At 50.0% G+C, this 23356-nt stretch carries 11 protein-coding genes; 6 read left to right on the forward strand and 5 right to left on the reverse strand.

Features of this window, described 5'->3' with window-relative positions:
- Positions 1 to 5 precede the first annotated feature (5 nt).
- Both H6G50_RS22715 and H6G50_RS22720 read right to left on the reverse strand, forming a co-directional pair.
- Positions 6 to 1886, reverse strand: a complete 1881-nt coding sequence (locus H6G50_RS22715; RefSeq protein ID WP_242032953.1) for a glycosyltransferase family 39 protein — start codon at positions 1884 to 1886, stop codon at positions 6 to 8.
- 356 nt (positions 1887 to 2242) lie between these two features.
- Positions 2243 to 3448 carry an argininosuccinate synthase gene (locus H6G50_RS22720; RefSeq protein WP_190721658.1) on the reverse strand — a complete coding sequence of 402 codons (1206 nt, stop codon included), beginning with the start codon at positions 3446 to 3448 and terminating at the stop codon, positions 2243 to 2245.
- 238 nt (positions 3449 to 3686) lie between these two features.
- Here H6G50_RS22720 and H6G50_RS22725 point away from each other — a divergent pair, with 238 nt between their 5' ends.
- Positions 3687 to 4388: an NAD-binding protein gene (locus tag H6G50_RS22725; protein WP_190721661.1), complete on the forward strand. Its 702-nt coding sequence runs from the start codon at positions 3687 to 3689 to the stop codon at positions 4386 to 4388.
- On the opposite strand, the gene H6G50_RS22730 is transcribed toward H6G50_RS22725, so the two are convergent.
- Entirely contained in the window at positions 4385 to 7315 is a 2931-nt protein-coding gene (locus H6G50_RS22730) for a TIGR02921 family PEP-CTERM protein (RefSeq protein WP_190721663.1), read from the reverse strand. The genes H6G50_RS22725 and H6G50_RS22730 overlap by 4 nt on opposite strands.
- A gap of 368 nt (positions 7316 to 7683) precedes the next feature.
- Here H6G50_RS22730 and H6G50_RS22735 point away from each other — a divergent pair, with 368 nt between their 5' ends.
- On the forward strand, positions 7684 to 10065 hold the full coding sequence (locus H6G50_RS22735; protein WP_190721665.1) for an ATP-binding protein: 2382 nt from the start codon (positions 7684 to 7686) through the stop codon (positions 10063 to 10065).
- Positions 10052 to 12814, forward strand: a complete 2763-nt coding sequence (locus H6G50_RS22740) for a hypothetical protein (RefSeq protein WP_190721667.1) — start codon at positions 10052 to 10054, stop codon at positions 12812 to 12814. The genes H6G50_RS22735 and H6G50_RS22740 overlap by 14 nt, the downstream gene beginning before the upstream one ends.
- 76 nt (positions 12815 to 12890) lie before the next feature.
- Here H6G50_RS22740 and H6G50_RS22745 read toward each other — a convergent pair whose 3' ends face one another.
- Positions 12891 to 15296 (reverse strand): GH116 family glycosyl hydrolase, encoded by a 2406-nt coding sequence (locus H6G50_RS22745; RefSeq protein ID WP_190721669.1) that lies wholly within the window; start codon positions 15294 to 15296, stop codon positions 12891 to 12893.
- A 332-nt stretch (positions 15297 to 15628) separates the two neighbouring features.
- Here H6G50_RS22745 and H6G50_RS22750 point away from each other — a divergent pair, with 332 nt between their 5' ends.
- The 3 genes from H6G50_RS22750 to H6G50_RS22760 all read left to right on the forward strand — a co-directional run bounded on the left by H6G50_RS22750 (position 15629) and on the right by H6G50_RS22760 (position 19460).
- Positions 15629 to 15919 (forward strand): hypothetical protein, encoded by a 291-nt coding sequence (locus tag H6G50_RS22750; protein WP_190721671.1) that lies wholly within the window; start codon positions 15629 to 15631, stop codon positions 15917 to 15919.
- A gap of 250 nt (positions 15920 to 16169) precedes the next feature.
- On the forward strand, positions 16170 to 17198 hold the full coding sequence (locus tag H6G50_RS23945) for a hypothetical protein (protein ID WP_199303381.1): 1029 nt from the start codon (positions 16170 to 16172) through the stop codon (positions 17196 to 17198).
- A gap of 108 nt (positions 17199 to 17306) precedes the next feature.
- Positions 17307 to 19460 carry a DUF4912 domain-containing protein gene (locus H6G50_RS22760; RefSeq protein ID WP_190721673.1) on the forward strand — a complete coding sequence of 718 codons (2154 nt, stop codon included), beginning with the start codon at positions 17307 to 17309 and terminating at the stop codon, positions 19458 to 19460.
- Positions 19461 to 19999: 539 nt separating this feature from the next.
- On the opposite strand, the gene H6G50_RS22765 is transcribed toward H6G50_RS22760, so the two are convergent.
- Positions 20000 to 23356: tetratricopeptide repeat protein (locus H6G50_RS22765; RefSeq protein WP_190721674.1), on the reverse strand; the 3357-nt coding region annotated here is incomplete at its 5' end.

The raw sequence follows: 23356 nt of genomic DNA on the forward strand, positions 1-23356 counted from the left end.
CACCCTCATTCATCCAAAGCGCGAATATCGCTCACATCGGGACAGCGATAGAGTTTTAGACCGTAACCGTTAATGTTAGGAAAAGAGTTGGACTGGGCGATACAATCGTGGAGATCGATAGGAGCCTGAAAATTGACCAACCACAGATCCAGCGATCGCGGCATTGTTTTCAGAACGCGCGTCAGCGTTTCCGTTGCTACCGTTGAGTTTTTTTCGGGTTGATGGGCAAGCAAGAAATTCGTTTTTTGAGCAATTTCTGTATTTTTTAACTCCCACGCCAATCCCATCATTTCTCCCACTTGGACTAAGGTTTCATGAGTTGTGGCAATTAAGACAGACTCTGCGGCTGCCGACTGTTCGAGGAAGGGCAGAGCGAGATCGGGGCGATAATACTTTTGATAGCCCCAATTACAAACAACGGTAATTGCACTCAAGAAACCGACCAACCAAACTATCGCAACGGTACGTTTTCCATTCCCACCGATCGCGCGATGGCGAGGCGGTTTGAGGCGATCGGAACGTTCCAAACTCGCCCCCAAGTCTCCATATTGCCAGCAAGCCGCCAAACTGCCGCCTAACAGTAAAATTGCCCCCGGAAAATAGACGAAACTATAGCGCGCGCCGCGCGTAATATCGATGCCTTTTAAATAGGTAACGGCAAAAAAGATCGCGATCGCGCCTGCCACAAACGCTAAAGCAACCCGCAATCCTAAATGATAGTTTGGGTGTCGTACCTGCATTTTTGCGCCCCAAACTAAAATCGGCACAACCCAACAAAAATAGGCAAACATCAAAATTCCCGACACCACCACTACGGCTAAAAAGGGCGATTCTACTGGCAATAAATACAGCATCGTAATAACCGACGCACCCAATTGAAAGATCGGGTTAATCAGTCCCAAAAAACTGCGATTATCCTGACGAATCCAAGCCGTCATCGTACTTCCATAGTTATCGGGCAGGACAAAATGCAGCCAAGCTAAGATAAAAAGTCCCGTCCCCAATCCGGTTAAACCCAAACGATAGAGATTATTTTTAAAGAGTAAAAACAGTCGCGTTTGTCGATCGCCCCTCGAACTTTTGAAAGCGCGCGAACTCAAACTTGTCGCTTGGCGGGCGTGGGTATTTGACTTGACGCGCCGCCACAAGATTGCCAGCAAAACTGCTAGCGCGATCGCTTCGGCTCCCAATGCCAGAACGAAAAAGTAGTGCGAGCAAAAGCCGAGGATATTCGCCACAATCCAAAGGGCGATTAGTCCCATCGGAATCGTCGAACCGCGCCAAAGGTACTTAATCGCCGCTGTGAGACACAAGAGCGAAGAAATGACAAAAAGAATGGCGAGCGTATAATGGCGGGCTTCCTGAGCGATGTAGATGCCGTAGGGAGAGACTGCCATGAGCGCGGCGACAACATGGGCGATCGCGATCGAACCGAAGGCAACGCGCGCCAATAGGTACATCGCGGGGATGGAAAGAACGCCCAACAGAGCAGGGAGCGATCGCGCCACCCAAACCGAGATATAATGCCCCATCGGAAACAACTTCATCCAGAAGTGCGCCAGCAGAAAATACAGCGGCGGATGGTTATCTTCGTGCAGCAGATGTGAGATAACATCGCCCGCAGTTCCCCCAAAATTCGTTTGGAGCGGTTGCAGCAGCGTTGTCAGCGCGATCGCTTCGTCGGTGGGAACCCCTCGAAAGCTATTTCCCAAGCTAAACACCAACGTTGCAAACTCGTCCGTCCAAGGCGGTTTTGCCGACAGCAGCGTAAAGCGCAAGAGCGCGCCAATTCCAATCCATACCAGTAGTAAAGGCCAAGTTGAAGCGCGCTGCATCGGTGCAAGCAAGCGTTTGGGGGTGGGAGCGAGCAACTTGGATAACTGCATGGGAGTGGGAAAGATGTTGTCCTGGAGCTTCTAATTGTGGAACAAAGTTTCCTTAGCCGCAAGCCAATCTTCAGTGTATCGAGAATCCGTTAATTTCGGTTTTTAAGGGCTTCAAGTTCGCTAGGGCGGTTTTTCCGGGAGAGTTTTAAGGCATGGCCGCCGCGATCGCTGAAAATGGGTAGGAGAAGAAATAAGTAGGGCTTGGGCGAATAATCTTGTCAATTATTCACCCAAGCCCTAGATAAGTCCCGTACTGTGGAACCAACATTCCTGTAATCCCTTTGACGATCGAAAGCTATTTATCGGACGGGGATTTCAAGGCGAAAGTTCTATGCAGTTTCAATTTTAATTGAGTCTTACTGACCCCGCATTTTTTCCGACCAAACGCGAGTTGGCAGTCCCCAAACATAAATGAAGCCTTCCGCCGCTTTATGGTCGAATTGGTCTTCTGCACCGTAGGTAGCCAAGTCGGTTGCATAGATAGAATTTTCCGATTTGCGTCCGACAATTTTGGCACTGCCTTTAAACAACTTGACGCGCACGGAACCCGTAACTCGTTCCTGCGTTTGGTCGATAAACGCATCGAGAGCGGTTTTTAAGGGGGAGTACCACAACCCTTGGTAAATTAAACGGCTGTAGGTGTCCTCAATGCTGCGTTTGTATTGGGTAACATCGGCAGTCAGCGTCAAGCTTTCTAAGTCGCGGTGGGCGTGGATGAGGACGAGGAGAGCGGGCGTTTCGTAGATTTCGCGCGATTTAATCCCGACGAGACGATTCTCGATCATATCGATGCGTCCGACTCCGTGTTTGCCCGCGAGGTCGTTTAACTGGGAGATGAGGTCAACAGGGTCGAGGGTTTGTCCGTTGAGGCTGACGGGAATGCCGCGCTCGAAGCCGATTTCGATGTATTCGGGTTCGTCGGGCGTATCTTCTACGGCTTTGGTTAAAATAAAGACTTCTTCGGGGGGTTCTTCCCAGGGATCTTCGAGAATTCCCGCTTCGATCGCGATTCCGAGTAAGTTGCGATCGATACTATAGGGGGAAGACTTTTTCACGGGGGTGGGAATGCCGAAGCGTTCGCCGTAAGCGATGGTTTCTTCGCGACTCATTCCCCATTCCCGCGCGGGGGCGAGAACTTTCAGTTCGGGATGAAGGGCGAGGATAGACACCTCAAAGCGAACTTGGTCGTTCCCTTTGCCGGTACAACCGTGGGCGACGGCATCCGCGCCGTAGGCGGCAGCGGCTTCGACGAGCATCTTGGCAATTAAGGGACGCGCGAGGGCGGTAGAGAGGGGATAACGGTCTTCGTAGAGGGTATTGGCTTTAATAGCGGGAAAGGCGTAGTCTTTAACGAAGCTTTCGCGTCCATCGACGACGAGAGAAACCGATGCGCCAGATTTTAAGGCTTTTTCTTTAATCGGGCCGAGTTCATCTCCTTGACCGAGGTCGGCGGCGAGGGTAATGACTTCCTCAACGCCCCACTCTTGCTTGAGATAGGGAATGCAAACGGAGGTATCGACTCCCCCGGAGTAGGCTAAAACAACTTTGCGTGCGCGACCCATTCAGTGTGACCTCAAAAAACGAAACAATCGGCTATTGTATCTGAATTTTTCATTTACGTCCGATTTCGTTGTGTCTAAACTGAATTTGCGTCTGATGGGAATTCCTCGAAGCCCTAGGAGCCAGGAAAATAACGCATAATTTCAGTGGAGGGCTACAGAAAGCCCGCGCTCTATGCGTCAGCATGAGCGTCGGGTAGTTTACTGTATGATGAAGATACTCTGAGTTGAGAGAAAAAATGTGAGTTTGCGGCGATCGCTAAATTTTTTAGGCAACCTGGGTAATACCAGTCACCAGTTTGCTGTAATTGGTTTGGGACGTTTTGGGAGAGCCGTCTCTTCTGAGTTACATCGCATGGGCTACGATGTATTGGGGACGGATATTGATGAAAAGCTGGTCGCTCAAGTTTTGAGCCAGCGGATGGCTGCCCACGCTATCCAATTGGACTCGACCGAACCGCTGGCGTTGAAGGAAGCAGGGATTTTTGAGTTCGATACGGTCATTGTCGCGATCGGAAATTACTTGCAACAAAGTATTATTACGACGTTGAATTTGAAAGAAGCGGGAGTTCCTCACGTTGTTGCGAAAGCATCTACGGAAATTCACGGAAAATTACTGGAAAGGGTTGGAGCCGACCGCGTAGTTTACCCGGAAGCCGAGGCGGGGTGCAATTTAGCGCGAGCGCTTACCCGACCTTCAGTGCTGGATAATTTTGACTTAGACCCCGAACATAGTATTGTCGAAGTGTTAGTTCCGGAGGAGTTTCACGGAAATACGATCGCGGAATTGCAACTTCGCAGCCGTTATGGTTTAACGTTATTAGCGATCGGTAGCGAAGATAAGCATTTCCAAATTAACCCCCTTCCCAACCAACGCCTCGATAAAGGGATGGCAATGGTGGTTTTGGGGGCCAATAAAGATATTAATAAGTTGCTCGATTAGCGCTTGTGCGAGGGATTTCGCTTGTACGTCGCCACTAACAGCAGCGCTATCGCGCTTAACCCGACTATAGCGCCCGGTTCTGGTACGGATGCGGCATTGAGCGGATTATTGGGCTTATTCAACTGTTCCTTACCATCTTCTACTTTACGCTCGAAGCGATCGCTCGAGGCTTCCGCTTCGGCAAGTAACTTGCGCTGTTCGTCGTTAACCAGGACAATCATGGACGAGTAAGGCGTAACGATGCCCTGGGTTTTCGCGATCGCGTGAATCGCATCCAACGCCTTCACCTGTTTTCCATCCGTCTCCCGACTCAGCGCCCGCACCAACACCCGCGCCGCCAGCGGTGCAAAATCTTCCCCAGCAGGCGTTTGCGAAATCTCAAAAGAAACGGGCTTCACCTTGACATTTTGTTTGTCTTGTGTACTGTCTCCACCGCTTGCCAACTTTTCTACCTGCCAAACATAACCATCGGCAACAAAAATTGGCAACTTCGCGATCGCAGACTTTTGCAGCTTCTCCGCGATCGCAAGGCGTTCCAAAACGGCTGCTAAATCCGTTGCCGCCCCGCCGTTGCTATCCTGAATCGCCTTCAGCATCCCATCATCGTAAGCAGGTGCGAGGTTATCTAAATGCACCACCCAGAGGGGCGCAGTCGGAACCGGCACTTCCCCCTTATCTTTGGAAAGTTCGTAACTGCCCTCATCGGTAATCAAGAAAATGCCGTCGTAAGTCGTACTTCCTTGCAAACTCGCAAACTGCCGCAGCATTTCTTTTAACGGCAACGTCCCGTAAAACGTTAGCTTGCGCGGCTCGAATGACTGCAAATGGTCGAGACGTTGCGGTTGTCCGCCCGTCGCCGTCGTAAGGTATAAATCGGCATCGTTATTGGTTGGATTATTATCGGCGAAACCTTGTTGCTTCAACCAATCCAACGTTTTTTGTAAGGCTGCCCCTTGACGGCTCATACTGTACGACGTATCGAGAACGATAGCCAAGCGTTTATTCTCCGGTGTAACGCGCTCCGATTCATTCAAACCTTTCGCCGCGACGCGATAGCCATTTAACGTTACCTGCTGCACCTGTTTCGGCGCTGAACCAGCAGCCGGTAGAAAGGCTTCCAACCAATCCTTATCGAATCCCCTCACTGCCTTGCCATTCCGCAGGCGTTCGGTGCGATCCGTCCAGAAAATATTGCGCTGTTCTGCCAAATCCGGCAGCGCCCAACCCTTTTCGTCGCGCATCACTTGATAAGTCATCCAGAGGTGCATTTCCGTCGGGCGCGTCACCGCTTCTCCCCGCCGCATTCGGTCTCGTTCCCAAGCGGCGAGTTTTGCCGGAACGGGGAAGGCACGCAGGCGATATTGGCGCGGCCCGACTTGTTCCAAGAGGGCGGGGTCTACCGGGCGCGGGCGGTTAACTTGGGAGTTATAAACCTTTTGGGCTGCACCGCGCGGCGAAACTTGGAAGGGAAAGCGCTTGCTTAAATCAGCGCTATCGCCCAACCAAACGCCCGTTAAAACCGCACTTTCTGGCAGCGAAAACGAATAGAAAATTTCTTCGACATCAAACGTTTGGTTGTTATAGACTTCGTGAAGTTCGACTTCAGCATAATCGCCTCGTTCTTTGACGCTAACGGCTTGTTTGGCCAGCCAAACTTTCTGCTGACCGATATTTAAAACCCCCGCTTTAGCATCGTCGAGGATGACGGTAGATTTGAGCGCGCGGAGAATGGATTTGCGTTCGCCTTTTTGGATGGGGGTATCGAAAAATTGTTCGTAGAGTTGGCTGGCTTTTTTATCGTCGGCGCGATCGCCTTGGTATAAAAAGGGCGATGCCAGAGTATTGTAGGCATTTTGTATGCCTTGCACCATCGGTTCGGGAAAACCGAAGATACTGCGATACATGACCCGAATTTGGTTGCTTTCTTTCCAAGTGCCGAGGTAACGGTAAGGAGAAAGGTAAGCATTCAACAGTCCGCTACGAATATCTTCCGATTTTGTTAGTAAGGTTTGCCGTTGCGCGTCGGTTTGCGGCGGCGGTTCCAGCAGCTTAAAAACTTGCGTCTGCGGCTGGTTTTGGAAGGCAATGTAGAGCGCAGTCCAAGCCGTCAGTACGCCTAAAAGCATTTGGAGGGCGCGCATTCTTCCATATTGCGCCCCAAACGCTCGTAAGATTCGCTGCCCGGAATGGACGTACAAACCCGCCAGCATTGAAGGCATTCCAACAAAGAGGGTTATCGAAATCGCAAAGAAAATGGCAAAGGTCGGAATGAACCATAATGCTGAGAAAAAATAGTGCGTCAGTTGCCACCAAAACCCGCTTAGCCATTGGAACGAGAAGAACGCTTTCAGAAACCAAGCGGCAACGGGTAGCGCATAAAATAGCAGGACTGCACCGACATACAACCCGACAACCAGCATGAGGACGTGCAGGGCGACTTGCACCCAAGGTAGAAAGCGTTGGGCTTTTCGTCCGGTAACGGAGGTGGGTTCCCAGGCTGGAAAATAAACAATCTCGCGATTCTTAGGAAAAACGCCGAGGTAGCCGACGAGTAGTTCGACAGCGAAGGCAGCGACGCAGACTAAGACAGTGCCTAAAACGAGGTGGCTGGCGGGGGTGAGTTCCCGCAGGACGAAGGAGCGGACGAGGAACAGGAGGAAGAGGGGCGCTTCTACGCCGTAGAAGAGGCGCAGGAGTTCGAGGGGCTGACGGCGAAATTTTATTGCGCCAATCAGGGTGCAAATGGTCGGTGTAAGAATAATACCGAGAGCGGAGATTAAAAATTCGGATTGGATTTCGCCGGAAAAGACGGCTTGGACGAGGGGAATGAAGATGAAGGGAAGAATCCCTACATAAACGACGGATAGAAAAGTTAGATTCCAGAGCCAGAAGCTGGCGAAGTAGGCGAGTTCGAGGAAGGGTTTCATCTTGACTTCTGCCGAGTAGGGGCTGTTAAGTCTTCACGCACAACGCCCACGATTTCGTAAAAGCCTACGGATTATTACAAAAGTTCATGGAAGAGGCGAACGGATAGTGTAGGATGACAATTTTATTGAATTACTTCAGCAAACTTGCTGGCAACCGTTCGCTCAAGATTTCGACCCAGTTGGAAAAATATGTTGCTTCTTTACTTCATACAAACTATGCAAAAATATGACCAATATCTACATCTTGCCACCAAATTATCAGTAGCATAATCTGCCGCTATCAATTTTACTATAATAAAGATGGAGAATGCCGACTTTAGGGCAAATTGGAAATAGGCAATACTAAATTAGCGCTCTTGAATATCAGTATGAAAAAAGTTGCAAGCCCTATCTCAACCGGAGGTGCTGGATCTGATTACGAAAACCGAGTTGGTGCTTACTACCTAGCAGCATTGCTATTGCAAGCAGTTCCTCGCGGTCAAGAGGCAGGAGTAACACGAGAAGTCCGTTTTCAGCGTCTCTATGAGGGAGAGCCACTAGATGACCTTATTATTGTTTCGGAGCTTCAAGTGGGTGAGGCTAAGCTTGCTCTCCAAATTAAACGAGATTTAACTTTCGGTGAAAAAGACGAAACTTTTGATGAAGTAATCCAAGCTTGTTGGGAAACTTTCAAGTCTTCGGAATTTCATATTGGTATTGACCGCTTTGGGATTGGAATCGGGCTTTATTCAAAAAATATTGATGAATACTATCAAAGCGTTCTTACTTGGGCGCGTACCAGTACAGATTCAAACGACTTCCTCAAAAGAATTAATCAACAAAATTTGGCAAATAAAACTCAGCGTAGCTTTATCCAATTGATTCGTGGCAAGTTAGATACTTACTTAGGGAGTAATGTAACCGATGATGAGTTATGGGACTTCCTGCGCTCGATGGTTATTTTGCATTTTGATTTTCAGCGAGATGGTTCGCGTGACTATAGCTATACTGTTGAGATGGTGAATCATCTGCTAAATACTGATAAAAAAACTGAAGCACCGCAACTTTTCACTGAACTTGTTGATGTGGCTGCTCAGGCAAATAGAACTGCTGGTAGCTTTAATGCAGATATTTTGAGAGACAAATTGCAGGCTAAGTTTGCCTTGCTCTCACCCATCAATTGTCGTTCTGATCTTGAGAAGATAGGAGAAGAATCAGATTTTGCGCTAAGGGATATCCGAGTTGATATTGGAGGTTTAACTCTTAGTCGAACCGCTCTAATCGTTGATGCTCTAGAAAAGCTTTCAGAAGCATCACTAATTGAGATAGTTGGCTCATCTGGAGTTGGTAAGTCAGCCGTATTGAAGACTCTTGTTGAGTATCAACGAGGAGAAGGTCAAGTTTTAGTTATTTCAGGAGAGCGTATCACCGGGACAGGTTGGAGCAGTTATGCAAGCACTCTACAACTCAAACAGCCACTAAATAAACTTCTCGTAGCATTAAGTGGAAGTTCTAGACCAACTATTTTCATTGATGGGATCGATCGGATTGTTGACATAGGTAAACGTGCTGTTGTGAATGATTTACTTCGCACGTTAGCAGAGGTTCCACTCAGCGAAGATGGTTCTCGGCATTGGACAGTTGTATTCTCAGCACGGGAAGAAGATCTTCAAGATGTCTACCTATGGTTGAACTGGCAAGCACTAGGAAAACCAATAAGGTTGCAAGTACCGGAATTAACCGTAGAGGAACTCCAAAGTATTGTCGAACACAGTCCTCGACTTAAACCACTGTTATCTCTGAGTCAGCTTTCACCGATTCTTAAGAATCCATTAATGTTGAGACTTCTAGAAGATCCACGTATGCTTCCAAATCCAGAAGACTTACCACCTGTTGCTACGGAGATTGAAGTAAGCAATGTGTGGTGGGAAAGAGTCATCATTGGTCAAAATCTTATTGTTGGTGAAGCCAGAGAGCAAATACTTATAAATCTAGGTGAACAGGCTGTTAAATCTCCCCGAACTCGGCTCCGCATTAAAAATGCTGATTCAGAAGCAGTTATTTCTCTGAAACTAGATCGGATTATTATTAAAGACCCTGATCGGCGATTGTTTCGCTTTGGTCATGACTTACTTGAGGACTGGGTGATGCTTCGCGTACTAAATGAATATCGAGAGGAACTGCCTGCTTACCTAAAAGAGTTGGGTGAACCTTTCGGTTTATTGAGATCTGTTCAGTTAGTGGGAGTCGCTCTCCTGGAAAACCATGCCACGGCTGAATCTTGGATAAACTTGATTGAACAAGTTGAACAAGCTTCGGAACTTTCTCCTAGATGGCGGCAAGCATTACTGACTGCACCTCTAGTATCTCCACGTTCCAGCGAATTGCTTGATAAAGCTGAATCGCCACTCATAGCTGATAATGCACGGCGACTTATCGAGTTAATGGTTGCAATCCGAACATTGGAAGTGATGCCAAACTTTTCACTAATGTCTTTATTTACAGAAGAAGAATTACGGTCAAGCGATCGCTTGATGCCACTTTTAATGAGCGATCCAATTCCAAGATGGTCAGTATGGCAACCTTTCATGGGTTGGTTGCTAAAACACCTCAATGATTTACCCACCACCGTTCGCCCAGAAGTTGTTAAGCTCATGGAGATTTGGCAAGTCAAATCTCCAACAGACTCAATTTATCGAAAGGAAATTGGTGAAATAGCGATCGCATGGCTTAATGAAGCGGAAGGAGAGGTTGGTAATGCCGAGATATAACGAATACGAAACCCGTTTACACAGAATTGTCCTACACTCAGCAGATGTTCTGCCAGAGAAAGTTGGAACTTACCTTAGTGAACTCGCTAAGTCTAGGAATTACGATACGAAAAAGGATGTAGTTTCTAAAATTCAAGACTTCAAGCCTCTTGTCGATTCAATTCCAAAAGAATTTGTTGATTTTGTCATCACTGTGCTTATCGAAAAGCCAATCAATCCAGAAAGTCACACCAGTATTTCTAGACAAATAACTCCCTCACTAGAAGATAGGAATTTTGGTATAGAGGAGATTTTTGATTTTTTTCCACCTGCTCCTGTTCAAGGGCCTTTCTTATATCTCTTACTTAATAATGAGGATGAAGGACTGCGGCTAGTTCATGCTCTTGCCAATGCTGCATCTGAAAAATGGCGTGAGTATAAACAGCGAAAAGAATTCGATCAACCTGCATTGACTCCTCTACCAGTAACTATTAACTTACCTTCTGGTATTCGTGAATTCTGGGGGGATACAGAAGTTTATTGCTGGTTTCGAGGAACAACTGTTGGTTCATATCCAGTGATTTCTGCCTTGATGGCATTAGAAGAGTGGATGGAGAGACAGATTGAAGCAGGTAGAGATGTTGAATCCCTTGTTGAGAAAGTGTTGCGTGGGAGCAATTCTGTTGCTGTGCTAGGTATTTGCTTAAGTATGGCACTTGCTTATCCTGAAAAGTGTCTAAAAGTAGCGTTGCCAATCGCTAGTTCTCCCGATATTTGGGAAATGGACATAAGTCGTCTAGTTCATGAAAGCAGCAATTCATGGGATGGGCTTAAGGAATGGGAATGGGATGAGAGCAAGAAGTTATATTACGAGGTTCTGGAAAGGCGAAATAAAAGACCGCAGCGTTCGCAGGAGATTAGAGGTTTAGCTATGCACTATATTTTGTCGAAAGATCGCTCTTTAAGAGTTCCATTCGAGCAGGCAGTTGAGAAATTCACAGAAAACCTTCCCTTTCGTTATCAAGAAGAAAAATCAGATCCAAACGCTGTAGCTGCTCTCCGAGAAAAGATGGAGAACTATCAAGTTTTTGGGAGGATAGAAAATTATAGACAACAGCAAGTGGGTGAGCATTGGCACATTTGGGTGGAGCGTCCTGAAGAAATTAGAAAACGCAATGATGAGCTTTTTGCCCCTAACTTTGAATGGCAACGTTGGCTTGGGGTATCTCTATGGGCAAAACAAACAATTAAAGATGGTAGGCAACAAGAGCGGATGACTTTAGAAGAAGCTGTTGCAGTAGCTAAAGAATTACAAACATCTGAAGACTTTATTCAATCGGATCGAGAAGATATTCATGGTGTTACTCGTCTTCAAGCAATAGCTGGTGTTGCCGCAGCTATTCTGATTGCAGATTTTGAGTGGACTAGAACACAGAATCATTTGGAATGGAGCCGTGCTATTCTACTTGCGGCTGCTCGTATGGCTGAAACATCCATGTATGCTATGTCACCGTTTAGCGCGAAAGTTTATGCTGGGCGAGGTTTAGCTTTACTGGCTACTCATGGTGTAGTAGATATTGAAGTACGGCAGCAGATTCTCCAGTTAATAAGTGAGTCACTTAGACGCTTTTCCCGTGCTGGAGAAGTGGTAAAAGCAGTCTTCAGTGGTCTACAAAATGCTTGGAATGTCGATCCAGTATTGTGCTGGAATGCCTTGAGCCTTTGTCTCTCTCTATCTGTAATTCCCGGAAAACTTTACTATGAAACTAGCCATAAGGAGCTAGAAACTTGGGAGGACAATGTTATTCAGAGTCACTTTGACTATATAGCAAAAGACGAAATTTCTGAGCTTCCTGGAATCCCCACAGCAAGAAGCATTGTTTTTATTCACGGGAATGCTGAGTATGGGCTTTATGCTTTGCCACTTACAGAACTGTGTCGAGACTCAGCCACGAAAAACAAATTGCTCCAGCTTTGTGATGATTTAGTAGCTCGAACAATTGCTGACAACTTGCCAGTGGACGGGAAGCCCTATTCAGAGCCTCATAAGCCCTATATGTGGAATCCTTTTATCTTTAACTGGGCAGCCTATTTGGCAAAATCGCTCAGTGTTGAAGAGACTCGTCACCACATTCTGAGACCACTACGAGACAATTGGTCTCAGGTTCCAGAACTGACGGCAGATCTTCTGAATGGATATATCAGTCATCAAATCGCTTACGTCGAAGGACCAACCGCACAAACTTTAGAAATTTGGAAGGAAATTTGCAACTGGGTACTGGATAGTCCAGAAATTGCGAAAGAAGCCAGTTATGACTACCTCGATCGTGATATTGGGGAAGTTTTACAACTGATCGTCTTTACCCAGCATGGTAGTTCTCGCATTAAGGATGACTGGCAGCACGCCCACCTTTTTATTGATATTTTTGACAAGTGGGTTAGCGTAGCTGGTCATAATCCTTACGCCTATAGTCATCTTCTTACAATGCTCAATGGTATTGGCTGGCAGTTTGCACCAGAATCAACACTCGAATGGTTGAATCGATGTGCGAGTAATGCTGTTCATTCCAAAGGTTATGAACAGCGTGGGAATGGAAGACGAACAGCAGAATTATTAAACCGTATTTGGAACAGCTTCGAGCGACAGATTCGTAATGATAAGGTACTCCTAGAACTGTATTCTAATCTTGTGTATCGACTCGTGGAAACTGGTATTCCCCTTGCGAGTGTGCTTCGACAGAATCTAGAGGGGCGGAGATCGGTGCTTTGAGTCTCTGATACAGCACTATTCAGCAAAGGTAGTTTCCGTATCCATAAATAAAGGAGTTTGCTTACGGAAGTGTCATTCATTTTAGCTCTCCATAAATCGCCCAAATCGCCATTGCGCGCAGGTAGTGACTGGCGCGGAAGGTTCCGGCGGCGGTAATGGCTTCGGGGGTACGAAACTGCAAACCGTTGTCGTAGATTTGGCGGACGACGGTTTCAGCAAGGCGGAAGGCTTCGTCTTTGCGTCCCATTTGTACTAGGAAGGCGGCGAGTCCGAAGTTAATTCCCGTCCAAACTTCGAGGGGATGGGTGGAGTTGGGGTTTTCGGGCGTACCGTCGGGTTTTACGCCATTCGCTGCACCAAATTTTCCTTCGTTGAATTTCAAAAAGCACGAGTCATAGATTTTGTCAAGGGCAATTTCGGCATAGTTGCGCTCGACGACGGCGGGTAAATCGAGGAGTTGGGCGTAGTATTGCCCGCAAAGTTGATCGGCCATGACGACTTCGGAACCGCTTTGACTGTCGAGGCGGTAGTATTCGCCGTTCCAGAGTGCGGGATGGTAAAGCGATCGCGCTTGTTGCAACCAGTCGCGATAAGTGGCGATCGCGCTTTCAATCCCTTGGGGGTAGTCGGTGGGTTGCAAGTTGGGATTAGCAGGTGGATATTGCAGTAAGATTTGTGCGATCGCGCAAGCCGCCTCGAGGGCAGCAATCCACAAGCCGCCGCAGTAGGCGCTAATCCCCTGCAAGCGCCAATCATCGAAGGTTTGATCGGGCGCGCCGGAATTTTCCGGGATGCCATCGCCGTCTTTATCGAATTCCTTCAAATAGACTAAAGTTTGTGCGATCGCGCCCCAACATTCCCACAAAAACTCCGTATCCGTTGCCCCCGTTAACAAATAATCCCGATACACTTGCAACACAAAATCGCAGGGTAAATCCTTCCACTGATTGCAATCTTGGTAAGCGGTGTAATTCGTTTTCTCCCAGGGATGTTCGTTCGGCGCGCCCAAGTCGTGAGGGGTAGCCCCAGCAAGCTTGCGGGGGGCGGTGGTGCGATCGTAACCGATCAGGCGTAAGGTCGCATCCTGCTGGGGGATGGCGCGGGCAAAGGCTTCCATTGCTGCCTTTTCCAAGCGCGGAAAATGATACAGCAAGCCAAACGATCCGTACAAGCGTACATCCAAACTTTCGTACCAACGATAATCCAAACATTCCAAGACGGCAAACTGTCCCACCGGATCCGTCTCCGTCGCCGCCGTCCAGAGGGTTCCCCCATCTGCGAGTAAATATAACTCGTTAAACAGGGCCATTTTCAACCAATCCGGCCAATCTTCCCGCCCCAAAACCGGCGCTTGCCAAGCTTGAATTTTATCCCGCCAGACATCGCTATGTTTGAGGGCAGTGCGAACCACCGTCCAAGCATTATTGCCGGTACGGGCGAAAAAGTCGGTATGGCGGCGATAGTAGCGCGTACCTTGCGCAAATTCCGTAATCGGGAAGTCCCACGCCAAAATAAAGGGAATTTTGCGCGTTTTTCCCGGACGCACGGTAAAGCGCACGGCCATTGCTGCGGCAATTTGTTCGCCGGGGGAAGCGGGGGTTTCGTCTTCGAGATCGGGGAGAGAACCGTTAGCGGCGAAAGAATCCCAAACTTCGCTCCCATCGCCGCTGGGGTTCCAACGTCCGAGATAGAAATTTTCCAAACTAGGGTTAGCAATGGTTGCGATCGCCATTTGTCCTTCCCCTTCCTGTAACTCATCGTAGAGACGCAGGCGGTTGAACAAACAGCCGACGCGATGAAAATCGGCAATCCATTGATTGTAATTGCCGGTACTGTCGCCCCAGCGCGGCTGATAGTCATAGATGGGGCTGCCGTCATCCCGCATCTGAATGACGGGAGACTGAACCGCATTGGTAAACCAGCCGACGCTATTTTGCCAAGTGAAGAGAATGCTGAGGGTAATGGCGCGATCGCTGGAGTTATGAATCGTCCAATCGAATACCGCGACGGGATAGCTCGATTCTTGGTAAGAATGCGCCCAAATCGGCGAAAACTGCTCGCAGATAATTTCCGATTCAAAAACGCCCGCATACTCGAACCAACTGCGGGGATAGAGGGCGTGATAAGTACCGCCATCTTGGGGATACCAGCGCCAGCGCGACAAACTCCCATCTTCCGGCGCATCCGTACAAAGGGCATAAGCTTGCGCCGTCCCGCCCTCCGGTTGCTCGAAAATACTAAATTGACAGGCGGGCAGAGAACGGAAGGTATGTTCGCCGCCGTCGAGGTGCCAGAGGTTAAAATCGCCGCGCGGAGAACGGCCGATACAACCGGATCCCAAGCCGCCCAAAGGCATTCCGTGCCAGGGGCCATCGTCGAGATTGCTAGCGTAGCGGACGGTATAGGGATTATCCCATCCAAGGCCGATAGGGCGCTTCCAAGCACAGGTGGGGATTTCGGGGCGGGGAGTTTGAAAGATCATCGGAAATTTAGATGGGAAACCCCGTCCTTCTCGGACGGCTTTACAGGGACTATAGTAGGTGGCTTTAGCCCAGTGAGGATGTCAATCCCTGATTTTAATGGATTCCTGTAGAAGTAAGTTTAGGAAGAGAGTAATTGTAGGGTTACGCGATCTCGATCGCATCTCGAAGTTGGATCGGATCGCGTAAATACGCCGTTGAGATCGATAAGCCTTATCGAATTTATCACCCGCGAGGACGGCAGAGATCGTAGTTTTTGCTTTATCAAACCTTCACAATTATAAGAACAGCCCTCTAAAACCCCTTCTCTACGATGTATCCCTCACTCTTCCTAATGCGCGCACTTTCCATGAAAAGCGTCCTCTACTTCATTTTGCTTTGGGAAAGGTGTCTGCGAAGCTTATCCTCGCAACGTTCGCTCGCCAACGCTGCACGGGCGAGTTCGAGAGAGTTTCTCGCTTTGGTTTGGGGAACGTGGCTGTTATTATTGACCAGTCACCTTGCCCTTACCGAGTTTACAACTTATCCTTCTCGGCTCTCCCTAGAACCCACGAATGTTAGCAAAAGCTATACACCGCCAGATTTGGGCGCACCGACTTCAACTTTCGGGACGGGAACCCGTTAAAGGGCGAGCGAAAGGTTCGGACAGAGAAAGGGATTAGACACGCATTCAAACTCGCTCCAGATGCGATCCCGAAGCTGCGATCGCCAACTTTCTTTCGCTCGGTTTAAGTTTCGCAACGATATTCGACGTATATACGCCCCCAGAGCCAGAAACTAAGGACGCTGTACGAGTTTCCGGTAGACTATGCTAAGACGCATCGCCATAACTCAAAGCTTATCTTTACAATTGCTCTGTCTCCCAACTTTTGCGTATGCTCGCGTTTTTATTAGACTCGAAATTGCTCGGAATTGCCGCGCTCTCATTTCCACTCATCTCGATCGCGTTCCCCAGTTTCGGTACAGCCCTTCCAACCCAGTATGCTGAAGGGGAGGGCGAAACGGCGATCGCACAAAACGAGACAACGACAGAACTGCTGGCTGCGATGAATCGCTTGCAAGCGCAGTTAACCGCATCGGCTGGAGAGGATGCTAATTTGAGCCAAGAGAGCGATCGCCTGCAAGGTTTGCTCCAAAGCACGTTACAAGAGCAATCGCTGACGATTACGCCAGAACTGAGTCAAGCGAGTGAGAGCTTGAGAAGTGCGATCGCAGCGCGCTTAGAACGCCAAGACGCACCCCTCACGCCGGAACTGCGGCAAAAACTGGGAGCGATTCGGCGATCGCTCGGCACGCTCTTTAGCAATAATCCTTACAGCGTCAGCCCAGAAATCCTCGAAAATAGTCCCGTCTTGCAAAGTTGGGGAAAAGAAGTTCCCGATGTTCTCGAAGAAATTCGCCACGATCCCGCCTTTCGCACCCGCGTGCGGCTGGGCTATGCTCATTACCCTTCCACCGATGGCAAAGGCGGCTTTAACGTCGGTGTAGAAGATATTTTGCTCGGGCGCAGTGGCTTTACGGTGAGTGCGAACTACGATCGCGCCTTTAACGGCGATCGCGCTACCGCAGGAGTCGATCTCAACTATTACGTCCTCCCGCTGGGCAGTTATGTTAACATTGCTCCCGTCGTTGGCTATCGCAACATTACCACAGGCCCCTACTGGACGGATGGCGTTGCCGTGGGCGGAAAAGTCATTCTCCCACTCTCTCGTACCGGGGCCGCCGATATTTCCTTTTCTCAACTATTCGTTTCTCCCGGAAGCGCTAACGAAGTCGGCATTACAACCCTCTCTGCCGGTTATGCTTTTACTCCTAACCTGCGCCTTTCAACAGATATTCAAAAACAAAATTCCATCGGCGATAAAGATAGTCGCGTGGGCATCGTTTTAGAATGGATGCCTTAGTTAAATGAATAATGAATGATGAATAATGAATGGTGAATGGTGAATCGCAACTCATGAATAGCGATCGCCCATAGTAACCCGTAAACGTAATTAAAGTTAATAATTTCGATGCTAAAAAACAAAGTTTCCCTTGCAACTCTGGCAGTCTGGGCTATGCTGGCGACGGTTCCCAAGCCGTCGGAAGCGACTAAGTTGAATATTCTGTTGCTCGGACAATCGCCCTCTTCATCCTTCTCGGTTCCGGATTGGCAAACCCCCGCTGAAAACGCGACTGCAACCGACAGCGAAACTTCCTCCTCAAATACAATCCTCCTGGCCCAAACTCCTTCCCCAGCAGAGAGCGGTTCTAGTCCTAACGATGCTTCCCCTGCACAGACGACGGATGGAACGGCTACCCCTGGAGCGGAAAATCAAGGCAGCTTTCCTTGGGGATGGTTGTTAGCCCCGTTAGGACTTCTGGGATTGTTACTGTGGTGGCTCAAGGATAAGGATAGCGAGCCGAACACGCCGGAACCGAGCGGGACGGCAATTCCTCCGGCTGCAACGACAGAAACGGTAAATCCACCAACGCCCGCTACTCCCGCAGAAACGATAGATTCATCCGCTCCGGTGACTACCGCAGGAACGATAAATCCACCGCCCGGTGTTAGCGACAGCGTTGTGTCAGAGTCTCCAAACACTGCGATCGACAATTCTACGGTTATTCAACCGAGCGTTACTGAGGTAGTCCCTGCGGATACCGGCTCGAATCTGCCCTTGGATGCGGCGATCGCGGGTGGAGCGGGTTTGGCTGGCGCAGCGATGGGCGATCCGACTCAGGATGACGAAGCCGCAGCAATGCCCGCAACACCGACGGATACGGCGGCGGGATTCCCTAGCGATCCCGATTGGGAAGGCACGCCGGAAATGGTTGGAGTTGATGGAGCGGAAAACAGCACCGGCGGGAACTGGGGAACCACAGACGCGAGCGGCGGTGCAGCAGCTTGGGAAAATCGCGTCGGAGACGAACCGACGCTGCCACCGATGGAGGAAACACCGCCTGTTATGACTGGCGGGAGCGATCGCGATATCGCTTCGAGTTGGGCGGACAAACCGACGCTACCGCCTCCGGAGGCGAGTCAGAGCGACGATGCGAATTGGGTGGACGAGTCGGTAACGCCTGCCGATTCACCGGCAACAATCGATAGCGGTTCCAGTTCGCGTTGGTCGGACGAACCGACGCTACCGCCTCCGGAAGCGAGCGAGAGGGACGATGCGAATTGGGTAGATTCCCCGACAACAACCGATAGCAGTTTCAGTGCGGAGGATGGGGGAGCGGCTGCGGCGCTCGGTGCTGCGGCGGGGGCTGCGGCGGCTGGAACGGCGGCGAATTGGGAAAATATCGAGAATTCCAACCCAACGACAGAGGTTCCCGCCGGAGATTCAGAGAGTAATGTTTCGGATCCGTTGTGGCCGGATGAGAGCGAGATCGGCGGTACTGCGGCGGTAGGTGCGGGAGCGACTGGCGTTCTGGATGGCGGCACTTCCGAGTCGGCTGAAGGGACAAGTCAGCGCATTTTCTTAGTGCCGCAGGATGTTCATTCGGCTTATGCTTATTGGGAACTTCCTGAAGCGGAAAAAGAACGGTTGCGGAATGCAGGCGGACAGCAGATGGGGTTGCGGTTGTGCGATGTTACGGGGATAGATCCCGAAGGGCAAGAACCCCATAGTTGGCAACATTATGACTGTACGGAATCGACGCAGCATTGGGATTTTGATATTCCCGAAAGCGATCGCGATTACTTGGTTGAGGTGGGCTATCTGACGGGAGATGGAGAGTGGTTGCTGGCGGCGCGATCGCATCCGATTCGCATTCCTAACTCGCAAGCTCAGTTTGCTCCGAGCGATCGCACCGAGCAATTGTCCGAAACCGCTCGTGGAAATGCGATCGCGGATGAATTATCCTTCTCGGTAAGCTCGCCGCTCGTTCCCGCTGCCGCCCCAGGCAATGAAGCGTTGAACGCAGAAGTTTTACTGCCCCCTCCCGGCGAACTCTGGGCGATTGCGAATGTCGTGGCGAGCATCCAAGGGGCGACGATGCCCGGTGCAACGGTTACGATTGACGGGCAGCGCCTGGAAGTTAACCCCGACGGTACGTTTAATCTTCCTCTCGATTTATCCGATGGCGCGATCGATCGCCCGATTCTGGTGGAATCGACAGACGGAATCGAAACTCGCTTGCTGCAAGTTCAACTCAACTCTCGTTCTCCCTTTGATGTGTAAGAAGTAGTAAGAAGTAGGGTGTGTTAGCGAAGCGTAACGCACCGTCTTAAGTGAAAGTAGGGTACGCTACAGCGCGCTGAACAATCTCTTCTTTTTCCGAATGATGGTGCGTTACGGCGCTGAAAAATCTCTTCTTTTTCCGAATGATGGTGCGTTACGGCGCTGAAAAATCTCTTCTTTTTTTCCGAAGTTTAGCTTGCACCTAACGCACCCTACATCTGCAAGTTCAACTCAATTCTCGTTCTCCTTTCGATGTGTAAGAAGTAGCAAGAAGTAGGGTGTGTTAGCGAAGCGTAACGCACCGTCTTAAGTGAAATTAGAGTGCGTTACAGCGCGTTGAACAATCTCTTTTTTTTCCGAAGTTTAGCTCGCGCCTAACGCACCCTACTTCTTACTTAATTATCAATTTTCCATTATCGAATGGCACTGAAATAAGAGTTGAAAAATCGCCTGTAGAGACGTTGTATACAACGTCTCTACAGATAATTTCGTAGGGTGGGCAGCGCCCACCAGCATTAAGTTAGTGTCATTGTCCATTATCAATTAATTTTCCACTCGCCGCGAACCGTAAACGCCGCCCAAAGATTGGGGTTTTTCCCCGCTTTCCACATCTCCAATTGTGCCGCTCGCAACGCCGCTGCCGGAGTCAGATTTTCTCGCAATATCTTGCCATACATCGCACTCATTAAATCTGCCGTCGCTGCATCGTTCACATTCCACAAAGATACGATTAATCGTTTCGAGCCTGCATACATAAAGCCTCTTGTCAACCCCACCAATCCTTCACCGCCGACGTTTTCTCCTAACCCCGTTTGGCAGGCACTTAACACCACTAATTCCGCTGGAAGATTGAGGTTAAAAATATCGTTGAGGCGCAAATAACCGGGTTGGGCGAGTCCGTTGGCATTCACCAGGGAAAGAACGAGTCCGGAGAGTTCGGGGTTGGTGGGATTGACGAAGCCGTGGGTGGCGAGGTGGAGGATGCGGTATTGGTTGAGTTGGGGGCTGTTCGTCCAGTCGCGATCGGCAGCAAAGTCAAAGACGGCGTTGCGTTCGGCTTCGGGAACCAGGGCGAGGATCGCTTCGGCTTCGCGACGGGTATTGGGGAGGCGTTGGATGTCGCCGCGATCGAGGCTGCGAAGGGTTCTGGTGAGTTCGGCGGGGAGGGATGGGGCTGTTCGGTTGGTGACGCGGGGATCGTTAGCGGTGTAAACGGGATCGGCGAGGAGGGCGAGGGTTTTTGGGGCGGGGGTGCGGTTTTGGGTTTGTTGGCGCAGGACGGAAATGGCGGAGGCAGAGGGCTGGGTGAGGACTTCGTTTTGGGCGAGGAGGGGGGTATATTCGGGCGCGTTGGGAACGGGCAGGGCGGCGAAAGGAATGGTTTCTAACTCGCCTTCACCGGCAATCAGCAACCGTTTTCCGGCGATTTGCGCCCAAACGGGAGCGGGGAGGATGAGTTTAACCAGTTCGTCGCCCTTGCGTCGGGTATCGCTAGCACTACCGCCGGTAGATGCGGCGCTGAGGAAATTTTGGATCGGTTTGGCAAGTTCGTTGCTTCCGGGGAGTTCGTAGACGTTGAAGGTGTTGCTGCTGACAGCCCAGAGATAGCTGCGTTCTTCGCCGAGGGAGTATTGCAGCAGGACGGTTTCGGGGTCGAGGACTTGTTGCTGGATTTGGGGTAGGGTGAGGGGTTGGGGCTGTTTGAGGTCGGCGTAGGCGGGGTTGGTGCGGCGGATTTGCGCCAGGAGTTGGTTGAGTTCGCCGAGGACGGTATCGCTTTGGTTGTCGAGGGCGGTGAGTGCGTCGGCGGTGGGGTTGCGATTGAGGAGGGCGGCGCGACGGACTTCAATCGCTTGCAGTTGCTGGCGCAGGTTTCGTTCTTGTTCGAGGAGTTGGGGTGCTGCGCCTTCGTTGAGGTTGAGGTTGGCGCTGTTGAGGAGTTCGAGGAGGGTGCGGGCGCGTCCGCGTTCGTTGGTGTTGAAGGCTTCTTGGGGGTTGCCCATTTGCATCAACAGGTCGGTTTTAAATTTGTAACGGTCTTGGACGGTGGCGAAGTAGGAGGTGCGGAGGTCGGTGTTATCGATTTGGGTGCGGAGGTCTTCGATGAGGGCGATGGCGGTGTTGATGTTGTCGAGGGCTTGGGGGAGTTGGTTTTGTTGGCGGTGGAGGGCGGCTAGGTTTCCGAGAACGTAAACTTCGCCTTGCTTATTTTCGACAGCACGAAGTAAGGGTAAAGCTTGATTGTAATACTCCAAGGCTTTCTGTTTCTCTCCTAAATCGGAGTAAACCCCACCGATATTGTTGAGAGTGGTGGCTTCTCCGCCGCGATCGCCCACCGCACGATGTAAGGGTAGGGCTTGGTTGTAATACTCCAACGCTTTCTGTTTCTCTCCTAAATCGTTGTAAACCGCACCGATGTTAGTAAGGGTAATGGCTTCTCCGCCGCGATCGCTCACTGCACGAAGTAAGGGTAAGGCTTGGTTGAAAGACTTCAAGGCTTCCTGTTTCTCTCCTAATGCATCGTAAACCGTACCGATGTTAGTAAGGGTAGCCGCTTCACCACGGCGATCGCTCACCGCACGATGTAAGGGTAAGGCTTGGTTGTAATACTCCAACGCTTTCTGTTTCTCTCCTAAATCGGAGTAAATAAAACCAATATTATTGAGGGTAGTGGCTTCACCGCCGCGATCGCTCACCGCACGACGTAAGGTTAGCGCTTGGTTGAAATACTCCAAGGCTTTCTGTTTCTCTCCTAAATCGTCGTAAACCAAACCGATATTGTTGAGAGTGGTGGCTTCACCGCCGCGATCGCTCACCGCACGAAATAAGGGTAAAGCTTGGTTGTAATACTCCAAGGCTTTCTGTTTCTCTCCTAATGCGTTGTAAACCGCACCGATATTGGTTAGGGTAGCCGCTTCACCTCTGCGATCGCTCACCGCACGAAATAAGGGTAAAGCTTGGTTGTAATACTCCAAGGCTTTCTGTTTCTCTCCTAAATCGTCGTAAACCAAACCGATATTGTTGAGAGTGGTGGCTTCACCGCCGCGATCGCTCACCGCACGAAATAAGGGTAGGGCGAGAGCATAATACTCCAAGGCTTTCTGTTTCTCTCCTAATGCGTTGTAAACCCGACCGATACCAGTGAGGGTGATGGCTTCACCGCCGCGATCGCTCACCGCACGGTCTAAGGGTAGGGCGAGTGCGTAATACTCCAAGGCTTTCTGTTTCTCTCCTAAATCGAAGTAAACCGCACCGATATTGCTGAGGGTAGTAGCTTCCCCGCTGCGATCGCTCACTGCACGACGTAAGTGTAGCGCTTGGTTGAAATACTCCAACGCTTTGTGTTTCTCTCCTAATGCGGTGTAAACCAAACCGATGTTGTTAAGGGTAGCCGCTTCACCGCCGCGATCGCTCACCGCACGACGTAAGGGTAGGGCTTGATTGTAATACTCCAACGCCTTCTGTTTCTCTCCTAAATCTGAGTAAACCGTACCGATGTTGTGGAGGGTGTTCGCTTCACCACCGCGATCGCTCACCGCACGAAGTAAGGGTAGGGCTTGGTTGAAATACTCTAACGCCTTCTGTTTCTCTCCTAAATCGGAGTAAACCGTACCGATGTTGTTGAGAGTGGTGGCTTCACCGCCGCGATCGCTCACCGCACGACGTAAGGGTAGCGCGAGAGCGTAATACTCCAAGGCTTTCTGTTTCTCTCCTAAATCGGAGTAAAGGAAACCAATATTGTTGAGAGTGGTGGCTTCACCGCCGCGATCGCTCACCGCACGACGTAAGGGTAGCGCGAGAGCGTAATACTCCAAGGCTTTCTGTTTCTCTCCTAATGCGTTGTAAACCGCACCGATATTGCTGAGGGTAGTAGCTTCCCCGCTGCGATCGCTCAC

Source organism: Oscillatoria sp. FACHB-1406, from assembly GCF_014698145.1.
Lineage (GTDB): Bacteria > Cyanobacteriota > Cyanobacteriia > Cyanobacteriales > Spirulinaceae > FACHB-1406.